Origin of the sequence: Paenibacillus sp. FSL R7-0345, assembly GCF_038595055.1 — a bacterium.
In the GTDB taxonomy this organism is placed as follows: domain Bacteria; phylum Bacillota; class Bacilli; order Paenibacillales; family Paenibacillaceae; genus Paenibacillus_AQ.
The window spans coordinates 1-12500 of the sequence record NZ_CP152002.1 but is presented as its reverse complement, the minus strand read 5'-3'; the positions used below and the strand labels follow the sequence as shown (position 1 = coordinate 12500).

The 12500-nt window shown below is 48.7% G+C and carries 9 protein-coding genes and 1 rRNA gene (1 of these 10 running past the window's edge); 1 reads left to right on the top strand and 9 read right to left on the bottom strand.

Features of this window, described 5'->3' with window-relative positions; translation table 11 throughout:
- The 3 genes from NST84_RS00050 to gyrA all read right to left on the bottom strand — a co-directional run.
- Positions 1-698, bottom strand: a 16S ribosomal RNA gene (locus tag NST84_RS00050); it reaches 850 nt to the left of the window's first position.
- A 394-nt stretch (positions 699-1092) separates the two neighbouring features.
- A complete protein-coding gene (locus NST84_RS00045; RefSeq protein ID WP_342563685.1) occupies positions 1093-2193 on the bottom strand; it encodes an HD-GYP domain-containing protein in 1101 nt (366 codons plus the stop codon).
- Between the two features lie 159 nt (positions 2194-2352).
- Positions 2353-4899, bottom strand: coding sequence for a DNA gyrase subunit A (gyrA, locus tag NST84_RS00040; RefSeq protein ID WP_342563684.1), 2547 nt, complete (start codon positions 4897-4899; stop codon positions 2353-2355).
- Positions 4900-5208: 309 nt separating this feature from the next.
- Here gyrA and NST84_RS00035 point away from each other — a divergent pair, with 309 nt between their 5' ends.
- Positions 5209-6081 carry a YheC/YheD family protein gene (locus tag NST84_RS00035; protein ID WP_342563683.1) on the top strand — a complete coding sequence of 291 codons (873 nt, stop codon included), beginning with the start codon at positions 5209-5211 and terminating at the stop codon, positions 6079-6081.
- A gap of 93 nt (positions 6082-6174) precedes the next feature.
- Here the strand turns inward: NST84_RS00035 and gyrB are convergent, their stop codons facing one another.
- The 6 genes from gyrB to dnaA form a co-directional block, all read right to left on the bottom strand.
- Positions 6175-8085, bottom strand: coding sequence for a DNA topoisomerase (ATP-hydrolyzing) subunit B (gyrB, locus tag NST84_RS00030; protein WP_342563682.1), 1911 nt, complete (start codon positions 8083-8085; stop codon positions 6175-6177).
- A gap of 45 nt (positions 8086-8130) precedes the next feature.
- Complete coding sequence (locus tag NST84_RS00025; protein ID WP_342563681.1) at positions 8131-8379, bottom strand: extracellular matrix/biofilm biosynthesis regulator RemA family protein; 249 nt, start codon at positions 8377-8379, stop codon at positions 8131-8133.
- 16 nt (positions 8380-8395) lie between these two features.
- Positions 8396-9514 carry a DNA replication/repair protein RecF gene (recF, locus tag NST84_RS00020; protein WP_342563680.1) on the bottom strand — a complete coding sequence of 373 codons (1119 nt, stop codon included), beginning with the start codon at positions 9512-9514 and terminating at the stop codon, positions 8396-8398.
- 23 nt (positions 9515-9537) lie between these two features.
- A complete protein-coding gene (yaaA, locus tag NST84_RS00015; RefSeq protein ID WP_039868807.1) occupies positions 9538-9765 on the bottom strand; it encodes a S4 domain-containing protein YaaA in 228 nt (75 codons plus the stop codon).
- 48 nt (positions 9766-9813) lie between these two features.
- Entirely contained in the window at positions 9814-10956 is a 1143-nt protein-coding gene (dnaN, locus tag NST84_RS00010) for a DNA polymerase III subunit beta (protein ID WP_342563679.1), read from the bottom strand.
- 197 nt (positions 10957-11153) lie between these two features.
- Positions 11154-12500, bottom strand: coding sequence for a chromosomal replication initiator protein DnaA (gene dnaA / locus NST84_RS00005; protein ID WP_342563678.1), 1347 nt, complete (start codon positions 12498-12500; stop codon positions 11154-11156).

Below are 12500 nucleotides of genomic sequence, written 5' to 3'. Positions count from 1 at the left end.
ATTTCACCGCTACACGTGGAATTCCACTTTCCTCTTCTGTACTCAAGCCACCCAGTTTCCAGTGCGACCTCAGGTTGAGCCCAAGGTTTAAACACCAGACTTAAATAGCCGCCTGCGCGCGCTTTACGCCCAATAATTCCGGACAACGCTTGCCCCCTACGTATTACCGCGGCTGCTGGCACGTAGTTAGCCGGGGCTTTCTTCTCAGGTACCGTCACTCCGGTAGCAGTTACTCTACCGGACGTTCTTCCCTGGCAACAGAGCTTTACGATCCGAAAACCTTCATCACTCACGCGGCGTTGCTCCGTCAGGCTTTCGCCCATTGCGGAAGATTCCCTACTGCTGCCTCCCGTAGGAGTCTGGGCCGTGTCTCAGTCCCAGTGTGGCCGTTCACCCTCTCAGGTCGGCTACGCATCGTCGCCTTGGTGAGCCGTTACCCCACCAACTAGCTAATGCGCCGCAGGCCCATCCCTTACCAGCAGATTGCTCCGCCTTTCATTCTCTCCTCATGCGAAAAGAGAAATTATCCGGTATTAGCTACCGTTTCCGGTAGTTATCCCAGACTAAGGGGCAGGTTGCCTACGTGTTACTCACCCGTCCGCCGCTAAGCTTACCCCGAAGGATAAGCTCCGCTCGACTTGCATGTATTAGGCACGCCGCCAGCGTTCGTCCTGAGCCAGGATCAAACTCTCCAAATTGGTATTTAGAAAGAGCGATTGCTCATTTTTGAAACATCTGACGAGAATTTACATTCTCTACTTTGGATCTCACCGAAGTGATTTCCGATACTCACTCGTTGTTCAGTTTTCAAAGATCAAGCTCGTCGTTGACTTCCATGTTCTCGTCGTCAGCAACTCTTATACTATATCACAACCAGTCGTTCGATGCAAGCTCTTTTTTAATTTCTTTTTTCGAGCTTGGCGTCGATGCTTTTCAGCATTTCTTGGCCAGAAATAGAATATATCATGTATATAGATTTAATGCAAGCATTATTTTAAAACAATTAAAACAAAGGCTGTACCTATCCCTCACCCTCTATACAAGGCTTCTGAGATAAGACAGCTCTATTGAAGAGTTAGTTAAAGCACAGCATTAAGCAATGATCTCTTTAATGTGCAGTTCCCGTTCCAACATCAGATTTACAATCCGGCCCTCCACTTGCACCATTGGACGTGTAGGATTGCTGCGGTCTGTGAAGATGATCTCCCCATGGCGGCCGTCACTCAGCTTAATTCTGGTTCCATTATAAAGATCTGTCGTTTTCTGAATAAAAGTCTGAACAATAACCGGATCCAGCTTCCCGAAGCTCTCCGCCAGTATCTGCTCAAGAACCAGATAAGGCGACTGGGCCTTTCTATATGCCTTCTTCAGAGTCATTGCGTGAAAGATATCGGCTACCGCTACAATTTTGGCATAGAAGTGAATCTGAGAGCCTTCGAGACGCAGCGGATAGCCTGATCCGTCTATTTTTTCATGATGCTGGAGTGCGGCAAGTCTGACACCCTCGTTAATAGCCGTAACATTGCGCAGCAGCTGGTAACCATAAGTTGTATGTCTGCGCACTTCCTCTAACTCAGCTCCGGTCAACGGGGTCGGCTTCTGCAGTAATGAAACATCGACCTTGGCATTCCCGATATCATGCAGCAGACCGGCAAAGGCAGCCTGCATCCAATCCTTTTGCGGATAGCCGCACCATTGGGCAATCTTATATGAGGTTAGAGCCGAAAGCACAGCGTTATGATAATTATATTCCTCGTCATGGACAACCCGGGGAGAAAATTTTAAAACATGATAGTCCTTGAGTTCATTAATTAGCGCCTCCAGTTGACTGCGGATCTCCAGGATCGGCAGGGGGGCAGCAGCGACAGAGCGGTAAATCTGTTTAACCAGGACCAGCATTTTTTCATATTCATCATGCAGTGTTGAATTGCTCTTGGCAAGCAGGGATTCATCAATAGTAGCACCTGCTTTGACCGATGTGTTTTTTGCTGCTGTTTTAGCTTGCTCAGGGGCTTTATTATCGTTCTGTACACCTTCAATTTCTACAGACTGCACCAAAAATGCCTGCAGAATCTCGATATCCCGCGGGAGTACTACCTTACCTTTAGAGAACAACAGTCCACCCAAAGGGGTAGTGACATCTTTTATAATCTTTGAACCCGGTTTTACTTCTGCCACAGATATACTTGGCATTCACTCAGCCCCTCTGTTTCTGTAAAACTGCCCATCGCTTAATCCTCTAATTATATTATGGATCTTTAGAAGCGACTAGATATGGCGCAGCAATTCCACAAATAAATTAAAAAAACACGGGTTTCTGAGATCAGAATACCCGTGCTCCGTCATTGCTTGCTATTCGAGACTATCCTCTTCACCCTCAGCATCCGCCAAAGGCTCCGAATCATTCACTGCCTCTGTATCCACTGTCAGTGTGTCTTGTCCATCCTCGCCGTCCTCATGATCAGGCAGCTCGTCTTCTTCTTTATCCGCTCTGCACAGCGTAGCTACAGCATCATCCTCACGGATGTTAATCAGCTTAACGCCTTGAGCATAACGGCCCATAGTCGAGATTCCATCCATGCTGGTGCGGATCAGTGTTCCACTTGTCGTAATGATCATCAGGTCCTCATCGTTCTTAACAACCTTCAGACCAACTACCGGGCCGTTTTTGTCGGTGAGGTTAATTGTCTTAATCCCCTTACCGCCACGAGTCTGGGAACGGTAATCACCGGCAGGCGTCCGTTTGCCGTAGCCTTTGGTTGTTACGATCAGTACTTCAAGATCCTTATCTACGCAGTCCATACCAATGACATGGTCATCATCATCAAGGGTAATTCCCTTAACGCCTGTTGCACTACGTCCCATTGAACGGACATCATTCTCCGAGAAGGTAATGGACATCCCGCGTGCTGTACCGATAATCAGGTTCTGCTGACCGTCAGTCAGCTTCACTTCAATCAGGGAATCCTCCTCACGCAGGTTAATTGCGATGAGACCGCCTTTGCGGATATTGTTGTAATCCTCAAGCGGGGTCTTCTTCACAATACCTTCGCGGGTGGCGAAGAACAGATACTTATCACTGTCTGTCTCTTCCACCTGGATTACAGCACTGATCTTCTCACCCTGCTCAATCTGAATCAGGTTGATAATCGGTGTTCCCCGCGCTGTGCGTCCAAGCTCTGGGATTTCATAGGCCTTAATCCGGTATACCTTACCCTTATCGGTAAAGAACAACAGATAATTGTGGGAGTTACTCACAAAGAGGTGCTCTACAAAATCCGCGTCCTTTGTATCCATCCCGATTACGCCGCGTCCGCCCCGCTTCTGGCTGCGGTACGTGCTGACCGGCAGACGTTTGATGTAGCCGGTGTGTGTAATCGTAATAACAACCTCTTCACGCGGGATCAGATCCTCATCAAGGATGCTTTCTTCTCCCACTGTAATTTCGGTCCGCCGCTCATCAGAGTACTTATCACGGATTTCCTGCAGCTCGTTGCCGATAATCTCCAGGACAAGATGCTCGTTAGCCAGGATTTCCTTGTACTCGGCAATTTTGGCCAGCAGCTCATTATATTCGTTCTCGATCTTCTCCCGTTCCAGACCGGTCAGGCGCTGCATCCGCATATCGAGGATAGCCTGTGCCTGCTCAACGCTGAGCTTGAATGTTTCCATCAAACCTTCGCGGGCGATATCGGTTGTGCGCGAGCCTCTGATCAGAGTAATGATCCGATCCAGATTATCGAGCGCTATACGCAGGCCTTCCAGGATATGTGCCCGTGCTTCCGCTTTTTTCAGATCAAAGATGGTCCGGCGGCGGATGACTTCGATCTGATGCTGCAGATAATGATACAGCACATCACGAAGATTAAGGATCTTCGGCTCATTGCCTACAATCGCCAGCATATTGATACCGAATGTGGATTGCATAGCTGTGTGCTTGTACAGGTTGTTCAGTACAACGCTAGGATTCACATCACGCCGCATCTCGATGACAACGCGCATACCGTTACGGTCTGACTCGTCACGCAGATCGGTAATCCCTTCAATCCGCTTTTCGCGGACGAGCTCGGCAATCTTCTCTACCAGTCTTGCTTTGTTGACCTGGTAAGGCAGCTCATGCACGATAATCCGGGCTTTGCCGTTGTTCTCTTCAATTGTTGCCTTGGCACGCATGGTTACAGAGCCGCGGCCGGTGCGGTAAGCCTGACGGATGCCTTCACGGCCCAAAATGTATCCGGCCGTCGGGAAATCCGGGCCTTGAATATATTCCATAAGCTCCATTGGTGTAATATCCGGATTCTTGATCATGGCCTGTACACCATCAATGACCTCACCCAGATTATGCGGAGGAATATTGGTGGCCATCCCTACCGCGATCCCTGATACCCCGTTAACAAGCAGGTTCGGATAACGTGCAGGCAGCACGACAGGCTCATGCTCTTCACCGTCATAGTTAGGCGCGAAGTCAACTGTCTCCTTGTTGAGATCACGGAGCATTTCACCAGCAATTTTGGATAGACGTGCTTCTGTATAACGCATTGCCGCAGCCATGTCACCATCGACCGATCCGAAGTTTCCGTGGCCGTCCACGAGCATATAACGCATTGAGAAATCCTGAGCCATACGTACCATAGTCTCATATACGGCAGAGTCACCATGGGGGTGATACTTACCGATAACCTCGCCGACGATTCTCGCTGACTTCTTATGAGGTTTATCCGGGGACATTCCGAGTTCTGACATCGCAAACAGAATGCGCCGGTGAACAGGCTTGAGTCCGTCCCGCACATCCGGCAAAGCCCGGCTGACGATAATGCTCATCGCATAATCCATAAAGGATTCGCGCATTTCCTCGCCAATGTCCCGGTCTTTGATTTGCGGGTTATTTTGTTCAGCCATGAGTTGCTGGACCTCCTTCAGTTAAAAACCGCTACCCTTAATTATATTACTTTCACAAAAGCAGCACAATTAAACAGGGTAGCGTTATATCTGCTAATATTCATTTCTTTTAGCAACGGCTGGGGTAAATGCCCTTTCCGCCATTGCCTCCAGTACATAGACTATACAGACAAGTGGAACGGGTTTATGGCCCTTTTTAGAGCAGTACAGGTATAGCCCCATATCCTAATATTATAACATTATTTAGTTAACTTGTCCTGACAATTAAGAGCGCAGTCTGCAATTAAGAAATAGGCTGGGAGGAAAATAATGAGGATTCAACGCGTGTCCAGCAAATGGGCTAAAACCAAAGTCATCCTGCAAAACCGCCAGCTGGCGATCTTTATTCCGGAAACGCGAAAATATAGTCTGGACCATTTGACTGAGCTGCTTGATGTCTATGGCACGGTATATATTAAGCCTGACCGGGGTACCTACGGCATAGGGGTTATGCGGGCAGAGCGGCGTATTGTACATTTGAGTCCTGGCGGACAGCCAAGGGACGGGGATTTTGAGGGTAAAAATGATGAGCCTGTAACGCAGGAGCAAACCATGTATGTTCTGCGCTATGTAAAAGAGGCCGAAGTGTATAACTCAGCTGCCGAACTCCATGCTGCTATTCTCCCCAAGCTGAAGGGGCGCCCTTATCTGGTTCAGCAGGGTATCGACCTGCTCAAGCATCATGAGCGGCCGTTTGATCTGCGTGTACTTACGCAAAAGACTCCCTCAGGCGGATGGGAAACTACCGGTATGCTCGGAAGAGTAGCCGCTCCGCAGAAGGTAGTTACCAACTATCATAATGGCGGCAGTATCCTTTCTGTCGAGGTCCTATTTAAAGAGCAGATGAGCCAGAGCGAGATGGCCGGTATGATTCAGCAGCTGAAGTCACTGGGTGTTAGGATCGGAGTACAGCTCGAAACAGCCTATCCGGGGCTCAAGGAAATCGGGCTTGATGTCGCACTTGACCAGCATCACGATCTTTGGCTGCTTGAGGTCAATACCCTGCCTGCCATTATGGTATTCAAAACCTTTCCCGACAAATCGATTTACCGCAAAATCCGCCGTTATGCCATCGCTTATGGACGCCTGAAGAAACCACTGCCCACAGGTCGTGCCCGTAAAAAGCTGGTTGCCAGGCCATAATAACACCGTAATAGCTGTAGAATATAAAAGAACCCCCAGCCTTCTATTCAATTCCGAATAGAAGCCGGAGGTTCTTGTTATATACCGGTCATATTATACGTCAAGGTTGCGTACAGACTGTGCATGCTCCTGGATGAATTCACGGCGCGGCTCTACGTTATCGCCCATAAGCGTATCGAAGATCCCGTCAGCCAGTATTGCATCCTCAATGGTAACCTGAAGCATCGTACGGCTCTCAGGATCCATTGTAGTATCCCATAGCTGTGAAGCATTCATCTCTCCAAGTCCTTTGTAACGCTGAACGTTGACTTTTACATTCTCGCCGAAGCCGGCAATGATCTCATCACGTTCCTTTTCGGACTGTGCATAGCGGATTACCTTATTGCGCTCAATCTTGAAGAGCGGCGGCTGGGCAATATAGATAAAGCCCGCCTCAATAATCTTCCGCATATACCGGTAGAAGAAGGTCAGCAGCAGGGTACGGATATGGGCTCCGTCGACATCGGCATCGGTCATGATGACGATTTTGTGGTAGCGCGCCTTGGACAGGTCAAAGTCATCGCTGATTCCGGTGCCCAGTGCGGTAATAATCGATCGTATTTCTCCATTCGACAAAATACGGTCCAGACGTGCCTTCTCCACGTTCAGGATCTTCCCGCGCAGCGGCAGAATCGCCTGAAAATGACGGTCACGTCCCTGCTTGGCGGACCCGCCGGCAGAGTCGCCTTCGACGATATACAGCTCACTGATCGAAGCATCCTTGGACGAGCAGTCAGCCAGTTTACCCGGAAGGGCGCTGACTTCAAGCGCGCTCTTACGGCGTGTCAGCTCACGCGCTTTGCGGGCTGCTTCACGGGCACGGGAAGCCTGCAGCGACTTCTCCAGCACGCGCCGGGAAACCGCCGGGTTCTCTTCCAGGAACTCCTGCAGCTTCTCGCCGAACAGCGACTCCACTATGCCGCGGACTTCACTGTTGCCCAGCTTGGTCTTCGTCTGGCCTTCAAACTGCGGCTCAGGGATTTTGACAGAAATAATTGCCGTCAAGCCCTCACGCACGTCATCTCCGGTAAGGTTGTTACTGCTGTCCTTGATTACGCCGGTCTTGCGGGCATAGTCATTAATAATCCGGGTCAGCGCACTCTTGAAGCCCGATTCATGCGTTCCGCCTTCATGCGTATTGATGTTATTGGCAAAAGAGTAGATGTTCTCTGTATATGAATCGTTATACTGCAACGCCACTTCAACAGCAATCATATCCCGTGAGCCTTCCACGTAGATCGGCTCCTCGTGCAGCGCTTCTTTTTTCTCGTTCAGATACTTCACATACTCGACAATACCGCCGTCATATCTGAATGTGTTCGATGTTCCGGTCCGCTCATCAAGCAGTGAAAGCTCAATTCCCTTGTTCAGGAAAGCCAGCTCCCGGATGCGGGTAAGCAGCGTTGTATATTCAAAAACAGTCGTTTCCGTAAAGATCTCCGGATCGGGAAGAAACGTTGTTGTTGTGCCAGTCTCATCGGAATCGCCGATAATCTTGATATCATATTGCGGAGCACCCCGTCTGTATTCCTGCTGATAGACATGGCCGTCGCGCTTAACATTTACAATTACCTTTTCAGACAATGCGTTCACTACTGAAATCCCTACACCGTGCAGACCGCCGGAAACCTTGTATCCGCCGCCGCCGAACTTACCGCCTGCGTGCAGGACAGTCATAACAACCTCAAGGGTGGATTTCTTCAGCTTCACGTTCTCGCCGACTGGAATACCACGCCCGTTGTCAATAACCGTAATACTGTTATCTTCATGAATAATCACTTGAATCCGGTCGCAAAAACCTGCCAGCGCCTCATCGATACTATTATCGACAACCTCCCAGACCAAATGATGCAGACCTTTGGCGCTGGTAGAGCCGATATACATGCCCGGACGCTTCCGAACGGCTTCCAGCCCTTCAAGCACCTGAATCTGGCTCTCATCATATGTCGGTTGATTCATTGACATGCCTTCACCTACTTCTTTCAGATTATCTCTTGAAACCTCAACGATTTATATTTCAAACAAGATTTTGGCTCTTTTTTTGAGAGTGGAGGAGGATATAGGGGAGTAGTATACCGTATTTTTAGTGACGACGATAGATTTCGCTTCCTCTTCACCGATCCGTTCCAGTTTCTTGTCCTGGCTGGAATGAAGGATGAACTGTTTCGAAACCTTAGAGGACTTCTCGATCGATATATCAAATATAGCTATCAGCTCTGAAGATCTTATGACCTTCTCCCCGCCCAAATGTATATACATGCTCTGCCTCCGCTCTTTAATTCTCCACTTTTCCATCATGAACATGGTACAGGCTTGCGCCTTTCAGCTTATCCGTATTCAGAGTCTCCACACCCGTCGCAGTGATGAAGGTCTGCACCTTGCTCTGGAAGGTTTCTATAAGCTGGGTCTGACGATAGGGATCAAGTTCGGACAAAACATCATCAAGAAGCAGCACAGGATACTCTCCGATCTCCTCATGGATCAGTTCAATTTCCGCCAGCTTGAGCGATAAAGCTGCCGTACGCTGCTGTCCCTGGGAGCCGTAGACCTGAGCTTCTCTTCCGTTGATAAAAAAGGACAGGTCATCCCTATGGGGACCCGTCAGCGTCATGCCGCGCCTAATTTCCTGTTCTCTCGTTTGTGATAACTTTAACATAAATTTGTCCAATAAGACAGCTTCATCTTCCTCTTCGCGCTCGCCAAAGGAGGGAACATACTGGAGTTTGAGCTCTTCTCCGCCGTTCGTAATACCCTTGTGAATGCTTTCTGCCCATATCTGCAGCTTCTTTATGAATTGTTTCCTTTTTTTGACGATTTTAACACCATGCTCAACAAGTTGGGCATCCCATATTTCGAGCAGGTCCTTAGCGGCAGCCTCTTTACCCCATAGCTGTTTCAGCAGGTTACCCCGCTGGAGCAGCACTTTCTGATACTGCTGTAAGTGAAAAAGGTAGCTGGGCTGCACCTGGCCGATCTCCATGTCGAGAAAACGGCGGCGTATACCCGGCGTACCTTTAACAATCTCCAGATCCTCCGGAGCAAACATGACTACGTTCAGTGAGCCGACAAATTCACTTAACCGGCGCTGTTCCAGCCCATTTATTTTAGCCTTCTTGCCTCCCGCAGACAAGGTCAGCTCCAGCTTGAGATCCCCGTATTTGCGCTCAACCTCAGCGACAATCTGTGCGGACCCTGCCGGAGCATCGAACGAGATCAATTCCTTGTCCTTGGAGGTGCGGTGGCTTTTGGTCATTGCCAGTACAAACAGAGCTTCCATGAGGTTTGTTTTGCCCTGGGCATTCCGGCCGAGAATCAGATTGACATCGCCCAGGCTTTCCAGACGCAGCAGCTCATAGTTGCGATAATGCTGCAGACCGATATTTTTAACGAACACGAAGCTTAGGCCTCCCCGAAGTACTACTCTTGTATTCCGCCGCCTTCAACCTCGAAAACGCCGTTGTCCTGAACCTCTATTCTATCACCAGGATACAGCTTTCTTCCACGCCGTTCTTCCACTTCACCGTTAACAAGCACATGGCCCTCCTGCAGCAGAGCTTTGGCCATCCCCCCTGTGGATACACAATCAGAGAGCTTCAAAAATTGGTCGAGCTTAATATATCCACTGTGGATAAGTATTTTTTTCATGTTTTTTATCCTTTCCACTACTTATCCACAGGCACGTGAACAGCAGTTTTAGTTAGTTGTGCGGTAAGGCAGGATAACATACAGGCTGCGGCTTTCGTCAAGCGGACGGAGAATAATCGGGCTCATCATCCCTGTAAAAGCAATGACCAGCTGCTCGCTTTCGACAACCTTCAGCACATCCAGCATATATTTTGAGTTAAAGGAGATCTTCAGCGGCTCACCTTTAAAATCAATCACTTCCAGCTCTTCCCGGACTTTACCGAGCTCTGAGGAGCTGGAGGAAATTTCGACGTCACCGTTCTCCAGCGTCTGCATGCGCACAATGTTTGTTTTTTCCTCACGGGACAGCAAATAAGCACGGTCAATCGATTCGCTTAATTTTTTTGTGTCCAAAGTCAGTTCTGTTTTGTAGGTTGTCGGAATAATTCTAGAAGTATCCGGATAAATGCCGTCCAGGATGCGCGAATAGAACAGCACTTTATCAATTTTGAACAACACCTGGTTGTCGGCTACGACAATATCAACCAGCATATTCTGGTCTGGAATGATTTTACTCAGCTCGTTCAGCGTTTTACCGGCAATGACCACATTGGAGAACTGGACACTTTCAGTGCCTTCCAGATGTGCGGCTCTTGTCGCCAGCCGGTGGCGGTCGGTTGCTGTAAATTTAAATTCATTATCGGCCAGATTCCATAGGATACCGGTAAGAATCGGTGTTGTTTCCTGAGTGGAGATGGAAAAAGCGGTCTGCTTGATCATGTTCTTGAGCAGATCACCGGGCAGGGAGATGGTTTCGTTCTCCTCGATGCTAGGCAGAACCGGGAATTCTTCCGGATCAAGACCAACGATCTGAATTTCGGTGGAACCGGAGGAGATAAAGGTCTGGAACCCTTCCTTCACTTCCATGTGAATTTCCTTAGATGGCAGCTTTTTGATAATTTCGACAAAAAACTTTGCTGGAAGCACTACGCTGCCCGGCTGCTCGACTTTAACGATGGTATGGCTGTCGTTTTCAGCCGGAATAAAGGATTGAATTGAAATATCCGTATCGCTTGCAGTCAGTGTAACGCCCTGATGGCTAACCTCAAATTTAATACCGGTGAGAATCGGAATGGTGGTTCTGCTGGAGATAGCCTTGGATACATGCCCGATGGATTCGTTGAGCTCATTTTTGAGAATGCTTATTTTCATGATTTCACTCCTAGCTGGAAAATTGGGAATTGGTGCTTCGTAAATCTGCTTTAAAACCTGCTCTTAGAAGATTAATTATTATAGATCTTTAATAGTATTAGTAGTAGGGGCTCCGTTTATGTGGATAAGTCTCCAAAACAGCATAAAATTAAGCCTACCCACATGTGTATAGATTGTGTATAGGCTCTTAGTTCCTCTTAGGAAGGATTTTTAATTTTCTCTGCTAGATTATTTACCACTTTGTACAACTCCTGATCGACCTTTAATGACTGCGTAATCTTCTCATGAGCATGGATAACGGTTGTATGGTCGCGCCCTCCGAAGGCTTCCCCGATCTTGGGCAGCGAATAGTCCGTCAGCTCGCGGGACAGATACATCGCGATTTGCCGCGGAAAAGCGACAGCTTTGGTGCGTTTGCGCGCTTTAAAATCTTCCATGCGCAAATTGTAGTATTCCCCGACCTTTTGCTGAATATCTCCGATGGTAATCATCTTCGGCCGGCTGGACGGGATAATATCCTTCAGTGCTTCAGCTGCCAGATGAGTTGTTACATCCTGGTTGGTCAAGGACGAATAGGCAACGACCCGGATCAGCGCGCCTTCCAGCTCGCGGATATTCGTATCAATCTGGTTGGCGATATACATCATAGCCTCATTGGGGATGTCAAGGTTCTCCGCCTTGGCCTTTTTGCGCAGGATAGCGATCCGTGTCTCCAGATCCGGCGGCTGAATATCTGTAATCAGTCCCCATTCAAACCGGGAGCGCAGCCGTTCTTCCAGGGTCGGAATTTCCTTCGGCGGACGGTCACTGGAGATGATAATCTGCTTGCGTTCTTCGTGCAGGGCATTAAACGTATGGAAAAATTCCTCCTGCGTTGATTCTTTGCCGGCAAGGAATTGAATGTCATCAATCAGCAGAATATCAACATTACGGTATTTGTTGCGGAAGCTTTCACCGCGGTTATCACGGATGGAGTTGATGAATTCATTCGTGAATTTCTCGGATGAGATGTAAATAACCTTATTGTTGGGGTTATGCTCCAGCACATAGTGCCCGATGGCATGCATTAAGTGGGTCTTTCCGAGTCCTACACCGCCATATAGGAACAGGGGATTGTAGGCTTTGGCAGGCGCTTCGGCCACAGCCAGTGAGGCTGCATGCGCAAAACGGTTGCCGGAACCGATTACGAATGTGTCAAACGTATATTTCGGATTGAGCAGATGAGTCTGCGCTTCTTCACGCGACACAGCCGGCGAAGGTGCGGCCTGTTGGATTACGGGCTCTGCAGGCTTGTTCTCCTCAATGACAAATTTGACGTCTACCTGTTGTCCTGTAACCTCATAAACTGTAGCTCCTACCAGCTTGGTATAACGACTTTCCAGCCATTCTACAGCAAAGGTTGTAGGCGCCGAGATGATCATGGCCTGCGAACTGAATGAGATTGCCTTCGTCGCTTTAAACCATGTATCAAAGCTCGGTTTGCTTAGTTTAGTTTGAATAATCGATAGAATTTGCTGCCATAATTCAGAGGTATGGCTGTCCAC